This is a genomic window from Oceanisphaera submarina (assembly GCF_046521305.1).
Lineage (GTDB): Bacteria > Pseudomonadota > Gammaproteobacteria > Enterobacterales > Aeromonadaceae > Oceanimonas > Oceanimonas submarina.
In genome coordinates, this window is record NZ_JBKGFN010000004.1 from 143852 (window position 1) to 168390 (window position 24539).

General features: G+C 56.8%; 22 protein-coding genes. 9 read left to right on the forward strand and 13 right to left on the reverse strand.

Annotation, left to right across the window (positions count from 1 at the left end):
• The first annotated feature begins 17 nt into the window (after positions 1 to 17).
• Complete coding sequence (locus ACLEIV_RS06005) at positions 18 to 905, forward strand: LysR substrate-binding domain-containing protein (RefSeq protein WP_410455754.1); 888 nt, start codon at positions 18 to 20, stop codon at positions 903 to 905.
• An 825-nt stretch (positions 906 to 1730) separates the two neighbouring features.
• Here ACLEIV_RS06005 and ACLEIV_RS06010 read toward each other — a convergent pair.
• The 5 genes from ACLEIV_RS06010 to zigA form a co-directional block, all read right to left on the reverse strand.
• Positions 1731 to 2633, reverse strand: a complete 903-nt coding sequence (locus ACLEIV_RS06010; RefSeq protein WP_410455755.1) for a hypothetical protein — start codon at positions 2631 to 2633, stop codon at positions 1731 to 1733.
• Positions 2626 to 3648 (reverse strand): hypothetical protein, encoded by a 1023-nt coding sequence (locus ACLEIV_RS06015; protein ID WP_410455756.1) that lies wholly within the window; start codon positions 3646 to 3648, stop codon positions 2626 to 2628. Before ACLEIV_RS06015 ends, ACLEIV_RS06010 begins: the two co-directional genes overlap by 8 nt.
• A gap of 353 nt (positions 3649 to 4001) precedes the next feature.
• Entirely contained in the window at positions 4002 to 6347 is a 2346-nt protein-coding gene (locus ACLEIV_RS06020; RefSeq protein ID WP_410455757.1) for a Tex family protein, read from the reverse strand.
• A 72-nt stretch (positions 6348 to 6419) separates the two neighbouring features.
• Positions 6420 to 6899, reverse strand: coding sequence for a transcription elongation factor GreB (gene greB / locus ACLEIV_RS06025; RefSeq protein WP_410455758.1), 480 nt, complete (start codon positions 6897 to 6899; stop codon positions 6420 to 6422).
• 123 nt (positions 6900 to 7022) lie between these two features.
• Positions 7023 to 8231, reverse strand: a complete 1209-nt coding sequence (gene zigA / locus ACLEIV_RS06030; protein WP_410455759.1) for a zinc metallochaperone GTPase ZigA — start codon at positions 8229 to 8231, stop codon at positions 7023 to 7025.
• A 96-nt stretch (positions 8232 to 8327) separates the two neighbouring features.
• Between zigA and ACLEIV_RS06035 the strand changes: the two genes are divergently transcribed.
• Complete coding sequence (locus ACLEIV_RS06035) at positions 8328 to 8954, forward strand: DUF1826 domain-containing protein (RefSeq protein WP_410455760.1); 627 nt, start codon at positions 8328 to 8330, stop codon at positions 8952 to 8954.
• 57 nt (positions 8955 to 9011) lie between these two features.
• Here ACLEIV_RS06035 and ACLEIV_RS06040 read toward each other — a convergent pair whose 3' ends face one another.
• From ACLEIV_RS06040 to ACLEIV_RS06055, 4 genes are all read right to left on the reverse strand, one after another.
• On the reverse strand, positions 9012 to 10001 hold the full coding sequence (locus tag ACLEIV_RS06040; RefSeq protein ID WP_410455761.1) for a catalase family peroxidase: 990 nt from the start codon (positions 9999 to 10001) through the stop codon (positions 9012 to 9014).
• A 255-nt stretch (positions 10002 to 10256) separates the two neighbouring features.
• The gene (locus ACLEIV_RS06045; protein ID WP_410455762.1) at positions 10257 to 10613 is read right to left on the reverse strand and encodes a hypothetical protein; all 357 of its coding nucleotides are present in this window, start codon (positions 10611 to 10613) and stop codon (positions 10257 to 10259) included.
• Between the two features lie 243 nt (positions 10614 to 10856).
• Positions 10857 to 11123: a Rho-binding antiterminator gene (locus tag ACLEIV_RS06050; protein ID WP_410455763.1), complete on the reverse strand. Its 267-nt coding sequence runs from the start codon at positions 11121 to 11123 to the stop codon at positions 10857 to 10859.
• Positions 11124 to 11148: 25 nt separating this feature from the next.
• A complete protein-coding gene (locus ACLEIV_RS06055) occupies positions 11149 to 11634 on the reverse strand; it encodes an Lrp/AsnC family transcriptional regulator (protein WP_410455764.1) in 486 nt (161 codons plus the stop codon).
• 483 nt (positions 11635 to 12117) lie between these two features.
• On the opposite strand from ACLEIV_RS06055, the gene dddP reads away from it, so the two are divergent.
• The gene (gene dddP / locus ACLEIV_RS06060) at positions 12118 to 13464 is read left to right on the forward strand and encodes a dimethylsulfonioproprionate lyase DddP (protein WP_410455765.1); all 1347 of its coding nucleotides are present in this window, start codon (positions 12118 to 12120) and stop codon (positions 13462 to 13464) included.
• Positions 13465 to 13684: 220 nt separating this feature from the next.
• Positions 13685 to 14623, forward strand: a complete 939-nt coding sequence (gene gcvA / locus ACLEIV_RS06065; RefSeq protein WP_410455766.1) for a transcriptional regulator GcvA — start codon at positions 13685 to 13687, stop codon at positions 14621 to 14623.
• 67 nt (positions 14624 to 14690) lie between these two features.
• Here gcvA and ACLEIV_RS06070 read toward each other — a convergent pair whose 3' ends face one another.
• Positions 14691 to 16400 carry a BCCT family transporter gene (locus tag ACLEIV_RS06070; RefSeq protein WP_410455767.1) on the reverse strand — a complete coding sequence of 570 codons (1710 nt, stop codon included), beginning with the start codon at positions 16398 to 16400 and terminating at the stop codon, positions 14691 to 14693.
• 322 nt (positions 16401 to 16722) lie between these two features.
• Between ACLEIV_RS06070 and ACLEIV_RS06075 the strand changes: the two genes are divergently transcribed.
• From ACLEIV_RS06075 to ACLEIV_RS06100, 5 genes are all read left to right on the forward strand, one after another.
• Positions 16723 to 17910 carry an aromatic ring-hydroxylating oxygenase subunit alpha gene (locus tag ACLEIV_RS06075; protein WP_410455768.1) on the forward strand — a complete coding sequence of 396 codons (1188 nt, stop codon included), beginning with the start codon at positions 16723 to 16725 and terminating at the stop codon, positions 17908 to 17910.
• Between the two features lie 3 nt (positions 17911 to 17913).
• Positions 17914 to 19344: an aldehyde dehydrogenase family protein gene (locus ACLEIV_RS06080; RefSeq protein WP_410455769.1), complete on the forward strand. Its 1431-nt coding sequence runs from the start codon at positions 17914 to 17916 to the stop codon at positions 19342 to 19344.
• Positions 19345 to 19444: 100 nt separating this feature from the next.
• Positions 19445 to 20818: an FAD-dependent oxidoreductase gene (locus ACLEIV_RS06090; RefSeq protein ID WP_477529383.1), complete on the forward strand. Its 1374-nt coding sequence runs from the start codon at positions 19445 to 19447 to the stop codon at positions 20816 to 20818.
• Between the two features lie 10 nt (positions 20819 to 20828).
• Positions 20829 to 22145 (forward strand): NAD(P)/FAD-dependent oxidoreductase, encoded by a 1317-nt coding sequence (locus tag ACLEIV_RS06095; protein ID WP_410455770.1) that lies wholly within the window; start codon positions 20829 to 20831, stop codon positions 22143 to 22145.
• On the forward strand, positions 22142 to 22492 hold the full coding sequence (locus ACLEIV_RS06100) for a cupin domain-containing protein (RefSeq protein WP_410455771.1): 351 nt from the start codon (positions 22142 to 22144) through the stop codon (positions 22490 to 22492). The genes ACLEIV_RS06095 and ACLEIV_RS06100 overlap by 4 nt, the downstream gene beginning before the upstream one ends.
• Before the next feature lie 364 nt (positions 22493 to 22856).
• Here ACLEIV_RS06100 and ACLEIV_RS06105 read toward each other — a convergent pair whose 3' ends face one another.
• From ACLEIV_RS06105 to ACLEIV_RS06115, 3 genes are all read right to left on the reverse strand, one after another.
• Complete coding sequence (locus ACLEIV_RS06105) at positions 22857 to 23186, reverse strand: AzlD domain-containing protein (RefSeq protein ID WP_410455772.1); 330 nt, start codon at positions 23184 to 23186, stop codon at positions 22857 to 22859.
• The gene (locus ACLEIV_RS06110) at positions 23179 to 23904 is read right to left on the reverse strand and encodes an AzlC family ABC transporter permease (protein WP_410455773.1); all 726 of its coding nucleotides are present in this window, start codon (positions 23902 to 23904) and stop codon (positions 23179 to 23181) included. The genes ACLEIV_RS06105 and ACLEIV_RS06110 overlap by 8 nt, the downstream gene beginning before the upstream one ends.
• Positions 23905 to 24148: 244 nt before the next feature.
• Complete coding sequence (locus ACLEIV_RS06115; protein WP_410455774.1) at positions 24149 to 24505, reverse strand: RidA family protein; 357 nt, start codon at positions 24503 to 24505, stop codon at positions 24149 to 24151.
• Positions 24506 to 24539 lie beyond the last annotated feature (34 nt).

Here is a 24539-nt window from a genome sequence, read left to right on the forward strand (position 1 = left end):
TTGACGGGAGAGAATGAATGCATAAACCCATGCCGCCATTGCGGGCTCTGGTGGCCTTTGAAGCCTCGGTTCGTCATGCCAGCTTCAAGCTGGCCGCCAAGGAGTTACACCTCACCCCGGGCGCGGTCTCGCAGCAGGTGCAGAAGCTGGAACAATGGCTGGGATTTCCGCTGTTTGTGCGGCTGGTGCGCCAGTTGCAGGTGACCGAGCGAGGCATGAGCTATTTCAGCCGTATCGCACCGGCGCTGGAACAGATCAGTGCCGCCGGCGAGGCCTGCCGGGAGCGTTCATCGGATGCGGTGTCGTTATCCTTGTCGCAAACCCTGGCGGCCAAATGGCTGGGTCCCCGTCTGGGGGACTTCATGCGCCGCCATCCCGACATCGAGGTCCATATCAATGCCTCCAATCATCCGGTTGATTTTCAGCGGGAAGCGGTTGATCTGGCGATTCGTCATTTTGACGGGCGGGATCCGTCGCTCCACGTACAGGAAGTCTTCGACGATGCGGTGCGGTTGTTTTGTGCTCCTTCATATCGGGATGCCACCGCACTGCGGCACCCGGACCAGCTCGGCAATGTGACCCTGATAGTGGCTACGCCCTATCCCTTCTGGAATGACTGGCTGAGCCGGTTCACGACCATAGGCCCCGAGGCGAGAAAGCGGATACCCGCCTTGTATTTCGACCAGACACTGCTGGCGATAGATGCGGCCAAGCGTGGGCAGGGTGTGGTGCTGAGCAACCAGCTGCTGGTACGGGAAGAACTGGAGCGAGGGGAGTTGATCGAACCATTCGGGCTATGGTTGCCCCTGAATAAAAGCTACTACCTGGTACATCCCAGACGTCAGTCTCTCAGCCGGGCGGCCGTGACCCTGAAAGACTGGCTGCTGGAGCAGTTTGCCCGCTAAGACGCAATGGGGCGGTAGGCCCTTGAACAACCATAGCTGTACACGACGGACTGACCGTCGATGCCGGTGCACGCTCTGGGAGCGTCTACCTCCATGATTCCTGGCCGAACCGATGACAGAAGTCGATGTGACGTAGCCGTTGCAGCCAACCAGTGACGTCAGCAACAGCTTGAGAATAAAAGCGGGCTGAGAGCCGTCGCCGGCCTGCAGGCCCCGGTGATAGCAACCGGGCAAGGGTGGTGTAATTGATTATCCAGTGGCCGTGATCCCGGCGCAGGGCGCCGAGGTCGTAATACCAGTGCGGGCCCGCGCCCAGCGCTTCGCCGATAAAGGCACCCATGATGGCACTGGCGGCTCTGTCTTGCAGGAGCCATGGCAATGTCCTTGTGCCGAAACAGGTGCTTTCACTATATGCCATGAGTGAAGGACATGCCGGAGGCCGTGCCGTCGGAGCGGTTATTGGTCTGGTGTTTGTTGCAGTTGCCACCAGCGTTACGGTTGGCACCCTGAATGCGGAGAACGCATCGGGAAAAGGGAGCTGCCCCGCCGACTCACCCGATCACCAAGCACAGGTCGTAGCAACTTGGATCTTAGAGATCCCCCCATTTTAAGAGCAGATCGCGCCATGTTAGCTGCATAACTTAAATATGCACTAACCTCGAAATCCGCTGAATACCGCATTGAACCTGGGGTGAGACCATTTTCTAAGTTGTGCGGTAGCAACGATAGTTTGGTCATTTCTTGCAACTCCGGCCTCAATCCCAAGCGTTGCGCGGCTCATGTGAGGGGATGACTAAGCTGATATGGAATGAATTAAATAGTTTTTTACTTTTCAAAGTCAAATTTCATTATTTCTAAAAAAATAGTGGCAATCCAGTTTATCCCTTGATCTATTAAAGGTTTGAAAAAGAAATCGGGATGTACTATTTGATTTGTTGCAATATTTTCCTGCCATGTTCCTTGCAGGAAGTGGAAGTATCTGTTTCTTATTTCTATTAAAAATTCAAAGAAACCTTTGAACGTTAAGCTTATTTCTTCATCTTCAATTTCTGATGTAATACAGGACTCGTCGCATGCTGATTTTATTTTATCTTTATATATATTAAAGTAGGCTGATCTAAGATCTTCGTTGGGGATTTCATCTAGCTTTATATCAATGCTTGATTTGTAAAAATCCTCATCTTTAAATGCTTCACTTAAAAATTTTTTGAAAAAAGCTATCTCACCATCTTTCGAGTTTTTTGGAATGAATTTTTGCAATGCTTTAAATGATTTAGTGAAACTGCTAGATCTAGATGTATATATTAACGGTATACTATAACTGATTCCTTCGAGAATTCTGTAAAGAAATATGAATGATTCAAGATAGTGCCCTTTTTTTCTAGCTACAAGACAGTTGAGAACTTCTGTTTCTATAGGTTCGTAGAAGTCTTTGTTTCTGCCTGAGGCCAAGGCGAAATAACGGCTGTAATCAGAGATGTTAACTTCATCAGATATTAAATTTTTAATGTTATCTTGTTTGTATGTTTTTTGCTCGCTGTATGGGAGGATGAAATAATTTGTTTTTTGATGATATGTTTTTTCATAAAACTCATCATAAATTTTACATGTTCCAGATAACAATCTAAAGATGTTAAGGGTCGGATTGTTTACCTTCTCTATATTTAACTCAGAGTGGTGTGATTTCTCGTTGAATATAGGATCTAATAATGAGAACCTTTTAATCATGACTGGTTAACTCGCTGAAACAGTCTAATAGCTCATTTTCATCCATACCTTTATATTCTTTGAAATTTCTAAAATATTCACAGGATAACTCGCGTCTGTACTTACCTACTTTTATTTTTGAAGGGTTAAACTCCGAGAATGCTGAATCAAAAACATTTAATGAAGTTTTAAATTCTTCTATAGACAGGCTTAGTATGTCGTCAGTGTTGCTTTTTAAACCAACAGCGAATCCTACAAGGTTATTGGTAACTCTTAACCATTTCAGACAATCATCGTCAACTTGGAATTTAGCTATTGCCTTTAAAACATTATCAAATTTTGATTTGTAATTTATAGGCTCGACAGACATTATCTTGTTAACTAATAGCTCATCCATCTTTTCTTCTATTATTTTCTTATTGTCAACGATTGGGCTTTCTGCCATGAACGCTAAGTACGCTTGTATTATATCCGACTTTCGAAAGTATTCCTTACCTAGTTTTTTTGAATCTTTCTCTGTTTGAACATTGACACCTATTTTTTCAAAGTCAAAAGCATTATTCATCATCGCTTCAACTTGATGCCTTGGAGTCATTGGCCGCTGGCCGTTATTAAGAGTGATCATTCTATATAATAATTTCTCTGTGGAGTCACAGAATATAAAGTTAATATACAGTTTCTTTTTTTTGTTTAGTTTTTCTGATTTTTCCAGTCTGAATAAAGTATTGAGTCTTTGTATCCCGTCAAGAATAAAAGAGCTTCTAATGTTTTGGCTAATGAAATCATTGGTTTCTTGAATCGTTGATTGCTTTTCTATTTCGTCAGTTATGAATGCTACGGTTATTGGTGGCATTACACAACCATTTTCTATATCACGCTCTAATTTCATGTAAAACTTTTTATCTTGTAGCTTCCTCTGAAATTCTGTTTTGTTTATCAAAGGGATTAAAGTTTCAAATGCATAATCATATGACGTAGAGCCAAAAGCTACTACACCACCTAATACATTATCAATTTCAATTTCGAATATTTTCATGGATACCCCTGCATTATAGTTTTTATTTTTAACCACCTGCTAAATTAATCATTAATAATGTAAGCTTATTTTATTAAGAGATAAGTCAGCGTGCTGATCAATTTAGCTTAACGATAATTCCCAATGCAGTATATCTTAAGTTGATGATTTTATGCGAGTTATGTTTGATGGCTGTAATCAAGCCGTAACGCTGCAAGAGGCCGAAGGGATCTGCTCTGCCGACCGTGACATGCCATGGAGGGCGCGGCTGAGGATTCACGGCGAGTTGGCGGGGCGGGCCCTTTGGCCGATTTTACGCCGTGCTATTGCGTTAATTGGCCCAGGTTGCCCCGGGCCTGCAAACCACGTCGATCTTACTTTTTCTTCTGCAAAGCGGCTGCCAGGGCCGCGCCCATGGCGCCTTGCGGGGCCGCTTGTTCCTTGCGGGCGGGGCTATGCTTGCTCTGGCCCCTGCCGCCGTTACCGGCAGCACGATTACCTGCCTGATTGCGCTCTTCCCGCCGCTGGCTGCCCTGATTACCGCTGCCATGATCGGCGGCGCTCTGCTCCAGCCGCATGGTGAGGGCGATGCGTTTGCGCTGCAGATCCACCTCCATCACCTTCACCCGGACGATATCGCCAGCCTTCACCACTTCGCGCGGATCCTTGATGAAACGGTCGGTCAGGGCGGAGATATGCACCAGCCCGTCCTGATGTACGCCGATATCCACGAAGGCGCCGAAGTTGGTGACGTTGGTGACCACCCCTTCCAGCACCATGTCCGGGATCAGATCCGAGGGCTTTTCTACTCCCTCCATGAAGCGGGCGGCCTTGAATTCGGGGCGCGGATCCCGGCCCGGCTTGTCCAGCTCTTTCAGGATGTCCTGCACAGTGGGCAGGCCGAAATCCGCGTCTGTGTAGTCCTGCGGGTTCAGGGTTTGCAGCAGGCTGCTGTTGCCGATAAGCGATTGCACCGGCTGCTGCAGGCGCTCCTGAATACGCCTTACCACCGGATAGGCCTCCGGGTGGACCGAAGAGGCATCGAGCGGGTTCTTGCCGTCGCGGATGCGCAGGAAGCCGGCGCATTGTTCGAAGGCCTTGGGCCCCAGACGCGGCACCTTGAGCAGCTGCTTGCGTTCGGTGAACACGCCCAGCTCGTCACGGTAGGCGACGATATTCTGCGCCAGGGTCGGGGTGAGGCCGGAGACCCGGGTCAGCAGCGGGGCCGAGGCCATGTTGACGTCCACGCCCACGGCGTTCACACAGTCTTCCACTACCGCATCCAGGTTGCGGGCCAGCTGGCCCTGGGATACATCGTGCTGATACTGGCCCACCCCTATGCTCTTGGGATCGATTTTCACCAGCTCGGCCAGGGGATCCTGCAACCGGCGCGCTATGCTGACGGCGCCGCGCAACGACACGTCCAGATCCGGAAACTCGCTGGCGGCCAGCTCGGAGGCGGAATAGACAGAAGCGCCGGCCTCGCTTACCACCACCTTCTGCAGCTTCAGTTCCGGGCTCTGCTTCATCAGGGTTTCTACCAGGCGCTCGGTTTCGCGCGAGGCGGTACCGTTGCCGATGCTCACCAGGCTGACATTGTGCCGACGGCACAACTCATCCAGGGTGCGCAGGCTCTGCTCCACCTTCTTGAAGGGTTCAAACGGATAGACGGTGTCCTGGGCCAGCAGCTTGCCGGTGCCGTCTACCACCACCACCTTGACCCCGGTGCGAATGCCCGGATCCAGGCCCATGGTGACGCGGGCGCCGGCGGGGGCGGCCATCAGCAGGTCCTGCAGGTTGAGGGCGAACACCTTGATCGCCTCGGCCTCGGCCAGCTCGCGGGACTGGCCCAGCAGTTCGGTTTCCATCTGCAGCGACAGCTTGACCCGCCAGGTCCAGCTCACCACGCCGGCCAGCCATGGGTCGGCGGCGCGACCTTTATGCTGCCAGCCCACATGGCGGGCGATAATGGCCTCGCACGGGTGGCTGTCGGCTTGGGTTTCCACCACCAGGCTCAACGACAGTACGCCTTCGTTGCGGCCGCGCAGCATGGCCAGCAAACGGTGCGAGGGCACCTTGTTTATCGGCTCCTGATGTTCGAAGTAGTCTTTGAACTTGGCGCCGGTCTGCTCCTGCCCTGCGACTACCCGGGCCTGCAGCTGGCCATGCTGGTTCAGGTGGCGTCGCACCGCATCCAGCAGGTCCGCCTGTTCGGCGAAGCGCTCCATCAATATGTATTTGGCGCCGTCCAGCGCGGCCTTCACGTCGGCGACACCCTCGTCCGGCTTGATAAAAGCGGCGGCCAGCAGCTGGGGATCCTGGTTCGGGTCGTCGAACAGGGTGTCCGCCAGCGGTTGCAGCCCGGCCTCTATGGCCATCTGGCCCTTGGTGCGGCGCTTGGGCTTGTAGGGCAGGTAGAGATCTTCCAGCCGGGTCTTGGTGTCGGCGCTCAGCAGCTCTTTCTTGAGCGCATCGTTCAGCTTACCCTGCTCGGAAATGGAGTTGAGGATCACCGCGCGTCTGTCTTCCAGCTCGCGCAGATAGCCGAGCCGGCTGTGCAGGTTACGCAGCTGGGTGTCGTCCAGACCGCCGGTCACTTCCTTGCGGTAGCGGGCAATAAAGGGCACGGTCGCGCCTTCGTCCAGCAGCCGCACGGCGGCATCCACCTGCTGTTGCGATACGGCCAGCTCAAAGGCCAGGGTGTGATTGATCTTGGTCATAGGTTCCGGACTCCGGGCAGGGCGTCGGCATGCGCCCTGCCGATAACAGAAAGAAAAGGGGATTGTGGAGGCTTATTCAAAAGGTGTGTACTGGATTTTGTTGATGTACCACTCTTTCAGGCCGGACGGCGTCTGTACCTGTATTTCGTCGTCTACCTGCTTGCCGATCAGTGCCCGGGCTACGGGCGAGTTGATGGTGATGTAGTGGTTTTTGGTGTCGATTTCGTCGGTGCCGACGATGCGGTAGCGCACTATGTCACCGTCTTCGTTTTCCAGCTCCACCCAGGCACCGAAAAACACCTTGCCGTCCTGACGCGGGTCGTAATCGACGATTTTCAGCGCTTCCAGCCGCTTCATCAAGAAGCGCACCCGGCGGTCTATTTCACGCAGCCGTTTCTTGCCGTAGATGTATTCGGCGTTCTCGCTGCGGTCGCCGAGGGCGGCGGCTTCCGACACCGCCTGGGTGACGGCGGGGCGCTCTACCTTCCACAGCTGTTTGAGTTCTTCGTCCAGCTTGTGCCAGCCGGCACGGGTGATCAGGTTGGTTTTCATACGGGTATGTTCGGTGTCCTGACAAGTGTCGGCTATTGTGTCCCAGCCGTATGGAAGAAGAAAGCCCCCGAGGATGTCGGAGGCAAAGGCCTGCAGCAGGATAAAGCTTACTCTGGTACGTCTTTATTCCCAGACGGGGAAGGGATCGGGCAGTTGCTGCCAGCCAGCCGGGCCCAGGTTCATTTCCCGTTCGGTGAGCAGACAGGCGTCCAGCTGGCGGCGCAATGCCGTTTCGTTCAGGCCCTGGCCGATAAACACCAGCTCCTGACGCATGTCGCCATAGGGCTCCTGCCAGCAGGACGAGATATGAGCGCGACTTTCTTCGTCGTTCGGCCAGTCTTCGGGGGCAATGGCCTGCCAGAACAGGCCGGCTCCGCCGTGATAGGCGATGCCGCCGGCCTGATTCCACTGGCCGGCAAAGTCCGGACGACTGGCCAGCCAGAAAAAGCCCTTGGAACGCAGCAGCTTGCCGGCCTGCTCCGGGTGTTGCAGCCAGTCGTGGAAGCGCTGGGGATGAAAGGGCGTGCGCGCCCGGTAGACAAAACTGCCGATGCCGTATTCTTCGCTTTCGGGTACTGACTCTCCGCGCAGTGTCTGCATCCAGCCGGGCGCGCGGGCGGCACGTTCAAAGCAGAAGCGGCCGGTGCCCAGCACTCGCTCTATGTCTACCCGGCCCTGACGGATGGGGATGATGTCGGCCCCCGGATTCAGCCGTGCCAGAATAACGCTCAGTTCGGCCAGTTGCTCGTTGCTAACCAGGTCGGTTTTGCCGATCAGCAGCACATCGCAGAATTCCACCTGTTCTATCAGCAGATCGGTGACGCTGCGTTCGTCCTCTTCGCCCAGGCTCTCGCCTGTGTCCTGCAGATCCCGGGCGGCGTTGAAGTCGGTCAGAAAGTTCACCGCATCCACCACCGTCACCATGGTATCCAGCCGGGCCACCTCGTTCAGGCAGGTGCCGTCTGCATCGGCAAAGGTGAAGGTCTCGGCTACCGGCAGCGGCTCCGAGATGCCGGTGGACTCAATCAGCAAGTAATCGAAACGGCCGGCATCGGCCAGACGGCGCACCTCCAGCAGCAGATCTTCGCGCAGGGTGCAGCAGATACAGCCATTACTCATTTCGATCAGTTTTTCTTCACCCCGGCACAATTCCACCTGCTGCTGCACGGTGGCGGCGTCGATATTGACCTCGCTCATGTCATTGACGATAACGGCGACGCGCAGCCCCAGACGGTTGTTGAGTATGTGATTGAGTACCGTGGTTTTTCCGGCACCGAGAAAGCCGGACAGTACGGTCACCGGCAGGCGAGGCAAGGGGGAGTGGCTGGACATCAATGGGTTCCGTTGAGTTGATTTACTGCTTTGCTTGTTGTTATAACATAACAATTAATTCCCAATGAAGCACAATCTCAGGAGTTTCATCCGTTCATGATCATGACAGAAACCTTGTCCTCCGCGTTCAGCGAGGTGAGTCGACAGAATGGCTCCCCCGCCATTCTTACCCGTATCTATGAGCCGGACTGCCAGCTGGCGGTTTGGCGACGATTGCTGCCCGCCGCCGTGTTGGACTACATCACCGGCCTGGAACGGCAAGATTATCCCCTCAACCTGCGTGAGGTGCTGCCGACCGAGGCGGTAACGGCCACCCTGTCTGCCCGTTTGCCGGACTTTCCCGGTCGAGATGATTTTGTGGCCGATGTGCAACAACTGGCCGAGATGTTCGCCTGCCTGTTTGATCTGAAGCGGGTAGGCATCAGGCTGGCCGGCCTGCAAACCGCCATGTGTCCGCGCTTTCATGTGGACCGGGTGCCTTGTCGGCTGGTAACCACCTATACCGGGCCGGGTACTCACTGGCTTAATCCGGCACAGCGTCATCAACTGCTGGACGAGGGAGGGCGGGAGCCGGAGCAGTGGCAACAGCTGGTGGCGGGCGAGGTGGCTTTGCTGAAAGGGGATGGCTGGCAAGACAACGAAGGGCGCGGCCTCTGGCACCGTTCGCCGCCGGTTCCCACCGGTTATCGGCGCTTGTTCCTGTCGCTGGATGTGGCCGAATAAGGAGGAACCTGATGTCTGGTGGCCGGATCCGCACCGCGAATCCGGCATGATGAAAGGTCAGTCCTGCCGATTGGCTTCCTGACTGCGTTTGCCAAAGGAGATCGCATAGGCGGGAGATCGGGCCTGCAGTATGGGATCGTCTGAGGGCTTGACCCCGTCCGACAGTCGCAACGGGTCGAAGTTGATTGAGCGGCAGTCGGCATCGGCAGCGGTGTCCACAGCTTGCAACTGCAGGGTGCCGGCAGTGATCACCTGATGAGGGCCGCTCCAGGGCTGGCTGGGATCGGTCAGTTGATCATCCTCGTTGGCGAGGGTGAGTTCCATACGCCAGCGAATATCACCGGAGTCGAGATCTGTCTGCAACCTGCTCAGCAGATAGTCGGTGCCGAGCGATTCGGCCTGCTCGGCGTTCAGATAGGCCGGCTTGTCTTCTGTGGGTATAAAGGCCCAACGCACCGGCGTGCTCTTGCCGTCGGCAGTTTCCAGAATAAAGGTGTTGATGCTGTTGTAGCTCAGCCGGTGATAGCCGGCAGGGATGCGGGACTGGCCTGCCAGCGCCTGTTTGAGTCGCTGGGTTTCGGGAAAGGCCTGTTCAAACGCCTGTATCTTGGCGGGGTCCGGCTTGCCGGTGGCTAGCTGCTTTTGCAGGAAACCTTCGGGTGTTGCCACATCGAAAAAGGGGAGATCGAGCATGGCCATCTGATGCAGCTGGCCATCGGGCAGGGTAAAACGCAATGCCATGCCGTGGGCATTGGGTTTGTTGTCCGGTGCATGCAGGTTACCACCCGCCTGGGAAAAACGACCAATCACGGGGATGGCTGCCCCCTGGAGCAGGGGACTGCGGCTCAGGGCCGAGGCCTCGGCTGTAGCCTGAAACTCCCCGGTAAAGCAAATGCCCTTGGTATGATTACGGCGCTCGCCCGGGTAGACGCCGAACTTGTTCTCCAGCGCCGTGACAATCTGATCGGGGGCGGCAGCGGCATTGACTCCGAGAGGCAGGCCGGCACACAGCACGGAAACGGTCACATATAACGCGGACTTTTTCATCAAGATCTTCCTTTATCTAATCAGTACATGAGACCGAAGGGACCGATTTGTGCAGGAAAACATTTCAGCGCCGGCTACTTTCTATGCCATGGATTCGCCACAGTCTGAACAAGAAAAATACCGCGAGGGCGAGCAACAGCAAGAGAGCAGACAGCATGCACAGGAAGGGGGGGTTATCGTTGCAGATATTTAGGCTTGTTGTGAGTTCTTTAGAGGGTGAAGCCTGATAAAACCCGCCAAATGGCGGGTTTTATTTCAGCCTCTATTACAGCCCGGCTGGGTGGTGTCGATGATCTGATCACCTTCAACCCTAAAACCGATAGAACCAAAGATAAAGGCGTGGTTCAGATGTGTTACAACAACATCGCTCAGACCAACGGCACATTTATTTGTTTCGATTGCCCTGTCCATTGCCGTTTTGACGTTGGGAATGCCGAGAGGAAACAGAATGACCGGATAGGTATCTTCACCCGTAACCCGCTTACCTTTCACGAATTTTGCAGCATTGATGTTGTAGTTCTTCGTGCTGCCGACCGTCATATCCGCGACACGAACAGTACAAGCTGACAGGGCCAGAGTGGAAAGAGCTGCTACCAGTATTGCTTTTTTCATTAATCGCTACCTTGCGAATTGGTTATTGTGGTGAGTTCTAATCAGTATGCTCATTTTAAGAGCAGGGGATAAGACAACTGTTGTCGTCGGATGCAAAGGTAACAGATTCAGTCGAATCATAAAGAAACACGGAAAGCAGAATCTGGTAGCAAAAGCGGTGTAATGAAGAATCGTTGCCGCCGCCCAAGGGGTGACCCAGTTCGGAGTCGATGTTTACAAATGCAGCCTTGGCCATTTAGCGACTCAATCGAAGTCAATTACCCGGAAGTGTGGGTTGTCCACACCCGCCGTCATGCGGGCAATGGACGACAGCGGCACCAGACAATCTACACCATCGGCCTGTATTCTGATGCACTCTGCCTTCTCTTCGTTACGGGCGGTATCGAGGGCGATGCCGCTGATTTTCTCGTCCGAAACCAGCGTGAGTGTGACCGGATATCGGTACAGACAGGCAATCTCGATATAGTCGTGTTGTTCGCAGCTCATCATGGTGTGGTTCTCCAAAAACATGCCTCACGCCTGACCCCTGACGGGCTTACCCCAGATGATCCAGCGGCAGGGCGGTTTCGTGCTTGATGCGTCGCAGTACGAAGCTGGAACGCACGCCGGTTACGCCGTCCAGCCGGGTCAGTTTGCCCAGCAGAAACTGCTGGTAGTGCTCCATGTCGCGCACTATTACCTTTAGCTGATAGTCGGCTTCGGTGCCGGTGATCAGGTCGCATTCGAGCACTTCGGAAAAACCGTTGATGGCCGTATCGAAAATCTCGAAGCGTTCCGGGGTGTGCCTGTCCAGCGAGATATGAATATAGGCCAGCAGGCTCAGACCCAGCCGGGCGGCGTTGAGCAGGGTGACATGGTCGGCGATAAGGCCGGCCTCCTCCAGCGCCTTGACCCGGCGGGAGCAGGGCGAGGGCGAGAGTCCGATGCGCTCGGCCAGCTCCAGATTGCTGATGCGGCCGTGGCGCTGCATCAGTTCCAGAATACGTCTATCGGTACGATCCAGTTGCAGTGGTTTGCTCAAAATATTCACCTGGTGAAATGATTGCTCTCTATATGGAGTATAAGGGGTGAATTGTTGCTTAAAGAAGTGGATTTGGCAATTCATTCGCAACCACTCACCCCGGCATAAGGGATAAGATGGTGTCACCTTTTGGGAACAGACAGACCGATATCCTCGGAGACTGTCGCAAACCGGGATACCGGACCGGTAAGCACCACAAAGGCCACACTCGAAGCGGGTGAAAGGCCGGGAGCAGGGGCCACGAGCCCGATGCAGGACACAAAAAGCCAGCCGCCAGGGCTGGCTTTGGTGTTTCTGGTATCCGGCAACACCTAAGCCGTGGTCCCTTCGCATGCATGTGGCTCATGCGAGCCTGAGTTTTATTCGCTTTTTCCCCTCTGTCTTCTGTGACATTTTATTAACATTCCCGTTATTACAGGAAGGGCCGCTTGCGGGCCCAAGGGTGCCAGTGTTGGTGTCGGTCATTACAAGCAGGAGTAAACAATGGACAGTGCTCGCGTTTTATCGACGGTCTCCTCAAACAGAAAGATAGATCCCGTGCGTCGCGGGGGAGGCTTCAAGGCCGATGGCTCCTTGAACGACAACGATCGCGTAGAGATAGGCCCTACCGGGCTGGCGTTTGGCGAATGGGACGCGCTGGGGCTGACGCCGCCGACGCTGTCCCGCATGCGGGAATACCGGCTGCAGCGTATCGTGGGTGAGTTGCAGAAACGGGACCTGGCCGGTGTGCTGCTGTTTGATCCGCTGAATATCCGCTACGCGACGGATACCACCAACATGCAGTTGTGGATAACGCACAATCATGCCCGGGCCTGTTTCGTGTCGGCTGCCGGGCATGTAATTTTGTGGGATTTTCACAACTGCGAGCATTTATCGGCTCATTTGCCTCTGGTAAAAGAGGTGAGGGGCGGCGCCGCCTTTTTCTATTTCGAAACCGGTAACAGAACCGAGGAGCATGCGGCCAAATTTGCCGCCGAAGTGCAATCGGTGCTGCAGGAACACGCGGGCAGCAACAAGAGGCTGGCCGTCGACAAGATTGAAATGGCGGGCTTTACCCAGTTGCAGCGTCTCGGCATCGAGATAGCCGATGGTCAGGAGGTCATGGAGCTGGCCCGGGCCGTGAAAAACGAAGATGAAATCAATGCCATGCGCTGCTCTATTGCATCCACCGAAATCGCCATGAAGCTGATGCAGCAGGCCTCGGTGCCCGGGGTGACCGAAAACGACATCTGGTCCATCCTGCATGCGGAAAACATTCGCCGTGGCGGCGAGTGGATTGAATGCCGCATCCTGTCTTCCGGCCCCCGCACCAACCCCTGGTTTCAGGAATGCGGGCCCAGGGTGGTGCAGGAAGGTGAGCTGTTGGCCTTCGACAGCGACTTGATTGGACCTTATGGCATCTGTGCCGATATTTCACGTACCTGGCTGATTGGCGAGCGAGCACCAACAGCGGAGCAGAAGGCGCTGTACCGCACCGCTTATGAGCATATACGTCACAACATGAGCATATTGAAGCCGGGCATGAGCTTTCGGGAAGTGACCGAAGCCGGCCTGCTGCTGCCCGAATCATATCGGGCCCAACGATACGGGGTCATGATGCACGGGGTGGGTCTCTGTGATGAATATCCCTGTATTCGTTATCCCGAAGATCTCGAGGACCATGGCTATGATGGCGTGCTGGAACCGGGCATGACGCTGTGCGTGGAAGCCTATGTGGGGGCCGTGGGCGGCCGGGAAGGTGTGAAGCTGGAAGATCAGGTGCTGATTACCGACACCGGAGTGGAAAACCTGACCTCTTATCCCTTTGAAGCGGCCTTGCTGGATGCTTGATATGCACTGTCCGGCCTTGCCTGCACGCATCGCCTCCCACTGAAACTCTTCTCGCTCCCGCCGTCAGCGGGAGCATTTTATCGATATTTTCGGCGAAGTGCGCCCGATCACGTTACCGCTTGCCGACCATCTGATATCTCTGGTTGTCCGGAAAAACAATGGTAGAGTGCCTCGTAAAAAGGGCAGGACCAAGGAGTCCGGAATATAGTCAGGAGCGACCATGAAAATCAAGCCACTGCCACCAATGAACAGCCTTATCGTGTTTGAAGCGGCGGCCCGCCACCTGAGTTTCACGCTGGCAGCCAATGAACTCAGTGTTACCCAGGGCGCCATCAGTCGCCAAATCCGCCAGTTGGAGGAATATCTCGGTAAGGATCTGTTTGTTCGCGCCAATCGCAACATTTCCCTGACCCCGACCGGACTGCAATATTATCAGACCATTTATCGCGCCTTGCTGGATGTGGCCCAGGCTACCGGTGAAATCAAGAAATGGCAGGGAGAACAGCAGATCACGGTGGCGACCACCAATGCGATGGCGGCACTCTGGCTGTTGCCCAAGGTAGCCGAGTTCCAGCAGCAGCATGAGGAAATTGATCTGCGCATTCTCGCTTCCGATCAGGTTACGGACTATCGCCGGCTCGATTGTGATATTGCGCTCTTTTACTGTCGACTGCCGCCGGCCGAAATGAAAGTGACGACTCTGTTTCCGGAGGAGGTGTTTCCGGTCTGCAGTCCGGCCTATCTGGAGCGATGTCAGGACTGGCACTCCCCGGAAGACCTCTTTGGCAAGACGCTGTTGTATCTTGACGAGTCTCAGCGGGACTGGCTCAGCTGGCAGGAATGGTTCGAGCAGGTTGGCCTGCCGTCTGTGACGCCCCGTAACCGCATCAATATCAACAATTATCCCATGCTGTTGCAGGCGGCGATCAACGGGCAGGGGGTCGCCCTGGCCTGGGGGTCGCTGGTGGATGAATACCTGGAAACCGGCGCCCTGGTGCGGCCGGTGGATATAGTGCTGCGTACCCCGGCCAGTTTCTGCATGCTCGAACCTCTGAGTCGCGGCGTGGTACCGAGCAGCGTCAAGCTGTTCCGCCAGTGGCTGCTGGAGCAACTGCCGGGTCAGGTCGGCGGGAAGGGGTTGCACGAACAGGGCTCCTGACACCCCCATAAAAAAAACCGGCATCATCAGATGCCGGTTTGTGTTCAGGTACTTTCTTCAGCGCTATCTACTTGCCAACGACGGGATTGGCGTTCCAGTCCCTTGCCGGTGCCACGTCGGTAACCTCGTCGGCCCCGGGGCTTATCGAACCATCCAGCTTGGCCGGCTCCGGTCGTACGTTATCCGGTACCATGGCCCAGGGCTTGGGCTCCCGGCGGATGCTGTGCAGCAGGGTCAGGCTCATCACCACAATAAAGACGGAGATGGGGAAGCCGGCGATGATGGAGGCGGTCTGCATCGCCTTGAGGCCGCCGGCGTAGAGCAGCACTCCGGCAATGGCGGCAATCATGATGCCCCACAGTATCCGTATCGGCGTGGGCGGTTCCGGATTGCCCAGTGAGTCCAGGGTACAGAGGATCAGGGTGCCGGAGTCGGCCGAGGTAATGAAATAGGTACCCAGTAACAGGCAGGCCAGTATGCTCAGCAGCTTGCCCATGGCACCCGCATCCAGCTCATTGAACAGGGTGAACAGCGCCTGGGTGGTGTCCTTCTTGGTGGCTTCCAGAATGGGCCCGCCGGCAAAGGGGGCCTGTGCCGGCTCACCGGCTTCGGCCAGTACCACCGCCTGCTGCTCGTAGGCAATGCGGGCCTCCTGCTCTACCTTGAGCGCCGAGCCGCCGAATACCGCCATCCACAAAAAGGTGATCAGGGTAGGCACGATTAAAGCGCCGCCAATCAGCTCGCGAATGGTACGGCCCTTGGAAATGCGGGCCACGAACATGCCGACGAAGGGCGCCCAGGTCATCCACCAGGGCCAGTAGTAGGCGGTCCACCAGTTCTGCCAGCCGGAATCCTGCTGGGCATCACTCCAGAAGCTCATGCCGACCACCTGACTGCTGTAGTCTCCGATCCCTTCCAGGAAGGAATGCAGAATATAGCGGGTCGGACCTATATAGAGCACGACCATCACCATCAGCAACGACAGCAGCATGTTCCACTCCGACAGACGGCGTATGCCCCGGCCCACCCCCGACAGTACCGAGGCTACGGCACAGGTACAAAGCACCACTATGATCAGCAGTTGCATGCCCAGGCTAACGGTGGTGCCGAACACCAGATTAAGCCCGGTATTGATCTGAATCACGCCCATTCCTAAGGTCTGGGATATGCCGAAGGCGGTAATGGCTACGGTCAGAATATCCACCGCATGGCCGATGGGGCCATAGATGCGATCACCAATCAGCGGGTACAGAATGGATCTCAGGGTCAGCGGCAGCCCTTTCCGGTAGGAAAAATAGGTCAGCGCCAGGGCCACGATCAGAAAGATGGACCAGGGGTGCAGGCCCCAGTGAAAAAAGGTCAGCCATATGGAGACCCGGGCAGACTCGTTGGTCAGCCCCTGGGAAAAGGGGTTGTCGGCATAGTGCCACATCGGCTCGGCCACCGACCAGAACACCAGGCCGATGCCCATGCTGCCCGAGAACAGCATGGCTATCCACGACAGGTAATTGAATTCGGGTTTTTCATCGTCCTTGCCCAGACGAATATGCCCGAAGCGGCTGACCATCAGGTACAGCAACAGGCCAGTGACCAGGCTGACCACCAGTAAATAAAACCACTTCATATTCTGCAACAAGATGCCGGAAACGGTTTCAAAGTACTGGCCTGCCTGGTTGGCCATGATGGCGCAAAACAGAACAAAACCGATGACCAGCACCTTGGAGGCGATGGTCACGGTCGGATTCAATCCTTTCAGAATCCCGGATGTAGCACGCATAACTCCTCCCTCTGCGTAACACGCTTGATGGTTAATCATTTGTTAACGGCGAGAGGTTAGAGATAGCGGAAGAGACACTCAACTGATTTTTTCTCATTCATGAGTGAATAGAGCTCATGCGGCAGGGCACAGGGACTCTGGTACAAGATAACGGGCTACATATGAGGCATATTTTCATGGATGACAAAAGCTCATCCATACCCGGCTAAAAAGTCGTTTGTTTGTTGCTCTCTTGTTAACCAAAATCCTCCCCATCGGCACCCAGAGTGCCCGTTGTTAACATCAGCGCAGGGAGCACTGCGTCATACTGGGAGAATCAATAATGAGCAATGTCAGCCAAACCATCATTCCCGTTCAGCAGGTTGAAAATGTGCTGAATCCGATCGTGGAAGCCAGCGGCATGCCCAATGCCTGCTACACCAGCCAGGAGTACTTTGCCTTCGAGCGTGACCAGGTGATCGGTAAAACCTGGGCCTGTATCGGCTTTGCCTCCGATCTGGTCAAGAATGGCTATGTTCAACCGGTCAGCTTCATGGATCTTCCGCTGCTGATGATGCGCAACAAGGACGGAGAGGTTCAGGTATTCCACAACGTCTGCAGCCACCGTGGCATGCAACTGGTGCACGAGGCCGGCGAAGTACAGGGCATGATCCGTTGCCCTTACCATTCCTGGACCTACGATCTGAACGGCAACCTCAAGGGCACGCCGCACGTGGGTGGTATCGCCAAACACAAGGATGACCGCTTCAAGTGTGAAAAGCACGGTCTCAAGTCGCTGCGCTCTGCGGTGTGGATGGACATGGTGTTCGTCAACCTGTCCGGCGATGCCGCTCCCTTTGAAGAACACATAGCGCCGCTGGAAGCACGCTGGAAGGAATTTCTGGGTGATGATGGTCTGAGCCTGCTGCGCCGGGTCAACATGGGTGGCCATCTGGAAATCGAAGTCCAGAGCAACTGGAAGCTGACGGTAGAAAACTACTGTGAAGCCTACCACCTACCCTGGGTGCATCCGGCTCTTAACACCTATTCCAAGCTGGAAGATCACTACAACATCATGTTTGAAGACCGCTTCGCGGGACAGGGCAGCTACAAATACAACCTGTCCGGCACCGCCGGCACTCACTTGCCCAAGTTCCCGAGCTGGCCCGAAGACAAGCTGAGCCATGCGGAATATATCGCCCTGTTCCCCAACGTGCTGTTGGGCATTCAGGCCGATCACGCCTTCGCCATGATGATCGACCCCATTCATGCGGAAAAGACCATGGAAAACCTGCGCCTCTACTACATAGGTGACGAGGCACTGAAGGATGAATATGCCGCCTGCCGTACCGCGACCCTGGAGTCCTGGCGGGTGGTGTTCAGCGAAGACATCGGTGCCGTGGAAGGCATGCAGAAGGGTCGTCATTCCCCCGGTTTCGGCGGCGGCGTCTTCTCTCCCGAAATGGACCTGCCGACCCACTTCTTCCAGAAGTGGCTGGCTACCCAAACCAAAGCGGCGCTGGAGGCGTAACCGATGCAGCATTATCAGAACTATATCGATGGTCAGTGGCGGGATGCTTCCCGCCAGCTTTTGGTGATGAACCCGGGCACCGGTGAGCCCTACGCCACCATCGCCCAGGCCGGCATCGAGGATGCGGATCTGGCCATGGCCGCCGCCCGCCGTGTTGCCGACAGCGGTCAATTGAGCGACGTGCGCCCGGCCCAGCGGACCAGCTGGATGCTGAAGGCGGCCGATGCCATTCGCGCCATCGCCGATGAAGGCGGCCTGGTGGCGTGTCGCGAAAACGGCAAGAGCCTGAACGATGCCCGGGATGAATTTCTGGAAGCGGCTCGTTACTTCGAATATTACGCCGGCATGGCCGACAAGATTGAAGGCATCTCGGTGCCGCTCGGCAAGGATTACATGGATTTCACCCAGTACGTGCCCTTCGGCGTCTCGGTGCAAATCGTGCCCTGGAACTTCCCGGTGTCCATCTGTGCCCGTTCGTTGGCGCCGGCGCTGGCCGCCGGCAATGCCGTGGTGATCAAGTCTCCGGAAATTTCTCCGCTGGCCATGACCCTGCTGGTCAAGGCTGTCGAGCAGGCCGGATTCCCCCGGGGCGCGGTCAACCTGCTGTGCGGCAAGGGCTCGGAAGTGGGCAGTCATCTGGTCAGACACCAGGACACCAACCAGATAGTGTTCACCGGCTCGGTTCCCACCGGCCAGCGTATCCTCAAGGATGCGGCCGATCGCGCCACCCCGTCGGTGATGGAACTGGGCGGCAAGTCCGCCGCCATCGCGCTCAAGGACGTTAACCTGGACACCCTGCTGGCCAGCGTAAAAGTCGGCATCTTCTTCAACGCCGGTCAGGTGTGCTCGGCCATGTCGCGGCTGCTGGTGCAGCGTGATCGTTATGAAGAAGTGAAAGCCGCCGTGGTCGCTCTGGCCGAAGGCCTGACCATAGGTCAGGGCGAAGGCAATCCGGATCTGACGCCTGTGGTGTCACAGGATCAGCAGCAGCGGGTGCTGGCCATGATCGAACAGGCCCGTGCCGAAGGCGCCAATATCCTCACCGGCGGCGTGGCTCCGGACTTGTCCGGCTACTTTGTGGCGCCGACCGTGATCGAGGCGACCCCCGAGATGACCATAGCCCGGGAAGAAGTGTTCGGCCCCGTGCTGGTCATCATGCCCTTCGACAGCGAAGACGACGCCGTGGCCCTGGCCAACGGCACCGACTTCGGCCTGGTGGCCGGCGTGTTCGGTGAAGGCCTGAGCCAGACTCTGCGTATCGCCAACCGGCTGCGCGGTGGTCAGGTGTTCATCAACGAATGGTTTGCCGGCGGTATCGAAACGCCCTTCGGCGGCGTGGGTCTGTCGGGCTTCGGTCGCGAGAAGGGACAGGAAGCCATTTACAGCTATGTCCAGACCCGCAACATCGGTATTCGTCTGAGTCAGGCTGATTGATAAGGCATTGATGAAAAATGGGCCGGAGATGGCCTGTCGGTAAGAGGCCGGCTATCTCCGGCTCGCACAAGCAGTAAACAGGGTAGTGGGGAGAGACAAGATGAAAAAGTGGTTATGCATCATCTGCGGACTGATTTACGACGAGGCCAAAGGCTGGCCCGCCGACGGCATAGCCCCGGGTACCGCCTGGGAAGACGTGCCGGATGACTGGCTTTGCCCCGACTGTCTGGTGGGCAAGGCGGATTTCGAGATGCTCGAAATCACCGACGAAGAGCCGGCTCCGCTGGCGGTCGTGGCCGAAATCAGCACCCCGTTGGCCGAAGCGGCTCCCGAGCCTGTGGTGATCATCGGCACCGGTCACGGCGGCTATCAGCTGGCGGCGGCGTTGCGTGCCAAGTCACCGAATCTGCCCATTACCCTGTTTACTGCCGACGACGGCGCCCTGTACAGCAAGCCGGCACTGTCCAACGCCCTGGCGCTGGGCAAGGACGGCGACAGCCTGGTGGGTGAAACCGCGCTGGCCTGGGAGCAGCGGCTCGGGGTGCGGGTTTATCCCCATACCCGGGTAGAAAAAATCGACCGTGAAAACAAGCAGCTGCATACCAATATCGGCGTGTATCCCTACGGTCGCCTGGTGCTGGCTACCGGCGCCTCACCCATAGTGATACCGGTCGAGGGCGAGCAGGGTGCCATGCTCAGCGTCAACGATCTGGGCGATTACCGTCGATTCCGCCGGCAGCTGACGGGCAAGCAGCACGTCACCATTCTGGGGGACGGCCTGATCGGCTGCGAGTTTGCCAACGATCTGGCGGCTCAGGGTGTGGCGGTGACCGTAGTGGGCCTGGGCCAGTGGCCGATGGAGCGACTGATCCCGCAACCGTTGGGGCTGGCGTTGCAGCAGGCGCTGACCGAGCTGGGCACCGACTGGGCCCTGCAGGACAGCATCGCCCGCATCGACTCTGAGGGCGAAGGCTATCGCCTGCAACTGCAAAGCGGGCGTGTGCTGAATACCGATATGGTGCTGAGCGCCGTGGGACTGCGGCCCAGTGCCGGTCTGGCCCAGGCGGCCGGACTCGAGGTTGGCCGAGGTATCAGTGTCGATATCTGTCACCAGACCTCGGATCCCCATATTTTTGCCCTGGGTGACTGTGCCGAGGTGGAAGGCCAGTGGGCGCCCTATATAGCGCCCATCAATCAGGCCATGCCGGCGTTGGTGAACAGCCTGCTCGGTACCCTGACCCCGGCGGCGCTCAAGCCGGCACCGGTACTGGTCAAGACGCCGGTGCTGCCGTTGTCGGTGATGCCGGCCGGTGGTGAAGGTGAATGGCGAGTGGAAGGCGAGGGTCGGGAACTGGCGGCGGGCTTCTATAACCCTGCCGGCGAACTGACCGGTTTTGCCCTGCTGGGCAGCACACAACAGGGGCAGCGCAGCCAGTGGCTGGAGCGCCTGACATCAAACCGCCAGGCGGCCTGAGGAGCAGAAGATGATCAACTTACCCAAAGATGACCACAGCTGTGGTTGGTATCAGGCTCTGCCACCGGCCGGGCCGGTGACGCGGCTCAAGGGTGTACAGAAGGCCGACTATGCGGTGCTGGGCGCCGGCTTTGCCGGCCTGGCGGCGGCCCGCAGGCTGGCCGAGCATCATCCCCAGGCGCGTATCGTGCTGGTGGATGCCCAGCGCGTGGCCGAAGGCGCCTCGGGCCGTAACTCCGGCTTCGTGATCGACCTGCCGCACAAGTTTGCGCTGGAGCACCCGGATCCGGCCCACAAGCAGAAATTGCTGGGGCTGAACCGCTCCGCCATCGCCCAGCTGGACGGCCTGGTGCAGCGCCACGGCATCGACTGCCAGTGGTCTGCGGCCGGCAAGTATCAGGGCGCGGTGGGTGAGCGAGGCGAGGCCTTTCTCGATCACTTCGAACATCTGATGAAAGACCTGGGCGAGCCTTACCGTAAGGTGGATCACGGCGAGCTGAGTGCGGTGCTGGGTACCTCTTATTACCGGCGCGCCATCTTTACTCCCGGTGGTTATCTGATGCAGCCTGCGGCCCTGGTGCGCGGCATGGCAGACCATCTGCCGGACAATGTCGAGTTGCTGGAGCAATCGCCGATCCGCTCCCTGCAGCGAGAGGGGGGCAACTGGCGCCTGATGGGCGACGAAGGCGAGATTCGGGCACCGAAACTGCTGCTGGGCACCAGCATCTTCACCCGCGAGTTCGGTTATCTCAAAAACCGGTTGTTGCCGGTGATGACCTTTGCCAGCTGGACCCGGCCGCTGACCGACGCCGAGCTGGCTCGCTACGGCGGTGAGCTGAACTGGGGTCTGACCCCGGCCGATCATGCGGGTACCACGCTGCGCATGACCGCCGACCGCCGTATTCTGATCCGCAACAGCTACAAGCATGTTCCCCAGTATGGCGGCAGCATCGATGATGGCATGCGCCGGCGCATTCAGGCGGATCATCGACAGGCGTTTCTGTCCCGTTATCCGGATCTGGCCGAGGTACCCTTCACCCATACCTGGGGCGGGGTCTATGCCATCTCCCGTAATTTCACCAATTTCTTCGGGCAACTGGAAGACGGCGTCTACGCCAGTGCCTGTGACAACGGCGTGGGGGCAGCCTGGGGCACCATTTCCGGCACCCTGCTGGCCGATCTGGCGGTGGGCGCGGAATCCACCCAGCTGAGTGACATTCAGCAGGTCACCGGCATGCCCAGCCTGAACCCGCCCGAACCTTTCCTGGGGCTGGGGGTGCGAAGCCGTATTGCCCTGGCCAAATGGCAAAGTCGGAGCGAACTATGAGTGAAGTAAGAGTCATCGACAGCAAGGAGCTGGATTTCAGCTTTCGCGGCGGCCCGCCGGGCGCCGCCTATGTGGCCCGGGCGCTGAGTCCGGAAGTCTCCCCGAACATAGGGGTGGGTTTTGCCCGCTGGGAAGGGGCCGAAGTGGCCTGGACCGTGCTGTACGACGAGGTGGTATTCGTGATCGAAGGCTGTTTCGAACTGACCGCCAACGGCAAGAAACACGAGGTACGTCCCGGCCAGATGCTGTGGATCCCCGAGGGCACCGAGCTGGTGTATGGCGGCCACGCCCTGTTCGGTTATGTGGTTCATCCGGGCAACTGGAAGGAGTTGCACGGACTGGCCTGATAGAAGTTCGTCTCAAAGCACTACTTTTCCGGCCCTCTTGGGCCGGTTTTTTTGTCATACCCATCACATTAAATATGCGATCTTTTGGACTGCGATATCCATCCCGGACAAAGGGCCTGTTTCTCCGACTCGCTTCGGTCGAATGACTCACGATTCCAGCCTGCTGCCAATATTCACTGGATGTATGGTCAGACGGACACCGCTCGTCGCGGCGAGACAAGCTCGCCCCTTCTGTGCTTAACACATGACTTCCGACCGAATATCTGATCGGATATTTTATGTAGTTGGTATCAGGCCGTGTTTTAGAGCCCGATGGGCGACTGGCCTTGATTTATGCTGTGCAAGGCCGGATCTGAGCGGATTGCTAGAAGTTGTAAAATTTCATGATCCAGAAGGTGATCATCCCCAGGCACAAGGGCCAGAATACGCCCCTGAAATACCAGGCCAGTATGGCCGTGACCAGGGCCGCCGTTATCTGTGTGAGGTTCACCGAATCCAGCGTGGTTTTATCCTGGAAGATGATGGCGGGGATGGACAGGGCGGCCAGCACGGCGGGGGCCAGCAACTGCAATGTGCTCTGGTGCTTGCCAATATTGAAGCTTCCCCTGCCATGAAGATGCACGAACGACAGCCGTATGGCGAAGGTGCCGATGCCGACGGCGATGAATATCAACCAGAGTGTCAGATTATCCATTGTTGTCCCCTTGTGCCTTCAGGCTGCTTCTGGTGATGAAAGAGCTGGCAACCAGGCCGATGCTGGTACCGCCGATAATCGCCGCAATAAAGCCCAGGTTATAGGGAAGCTGGATCAGGCTGGTCGCCACCAGGGCCGAAAACACCGCCGTGATCAGCGATGCCCGGTTGCGGATACTCGATACCAGCATGGCCACGAACGCCAGGGGAATGGCGAACTCCAGTGACCACTCGGCCGGTATCTGTTCGCCAACCAGCAGGCCCAGGATGACAGAGCCCACCCAGCTTACCGCCAGTGCGACTGCCGTACCGGCGTAATAATAAAGCTTCTCCCTGTCACTCTGATCGGGCGTAAAGCGAGTCGAACACAAGCCATAGGCCTGATCGCTGATCAGGTAGGCCAGCGGCCATTTGTGGCGGGTCTTGAGTGAATGCAGCAGCGGGGCGAAGGTGGCGCTGTAGATAAGGAAACGAATATTCACCATCAGCGCGGTGAAGATAATGACCGCCGGCAATGCCTGCTCCTGAATCAACTGATAGGCCGCCAGCTGTGCCGAACCGGCAAAAAACAGCAATGTCATGCCAATGGTCATCTCGGAGCTGAATCCCAGGCTGGTGCCATTGGCCCCGGCAATGAGCCCGAAAGGCAATACCCCCGGTATCATCGGCAGCAAATCTCTGACCCCTTCAAAAAAATCACGTCTGCCGCTTGATGACATTTCTTGTTGTCCTTGTCTGTGCAGGTTAATACCAGGTCGAGTAGTTTACCGAAATGTGCGGCCGGTTCCAGACTATCGACCGTCGCCAGCCTGCTGACGAGCTGCTCCATGACAGCTTGTTCACCGGAGTGAGAGAGTGAAGTATGCAGGAGCCGAGTACATGGCCCTTGCTCGCGGTTCTGTGGGTAGGCAGGGAGTCATCCCTGCCTACCCGATATGCCGGGAACGGCTCCCCGGCAGCGGATCAGGCTTCGGGAATGGCGGCAATCACCGATATTTCCACCAGTAGCTCGGGGCTGGCCATGGCGGCTTCCACACAGGCGCGGGCCGGGGCATGGCCGGCGGGCACCCAGGCGTCCCATACCTGATTCATTTCGGCGAACAGGCTCATGTCTTTCACATAGATGGTGGCGCTCAGCAGGTGCTGGTTGCTGCTGCCGGCCTCGGTCAGCAGGGCGTCGACCTTGGCCAGCATGGTGCGGGTCTGTTCGGCGATGCCCTGGCTGCGGTCTTCGGCCACCTGGCCGCACAGGTAGACGGTGTTGTTGTGAATGACGGTGCGGCTCATGCGCTCGCCGGTATGATGGCGTACTAGGGTCATGTTGTCTCCTGACAAGGTGAGACCGCCGAGTCCG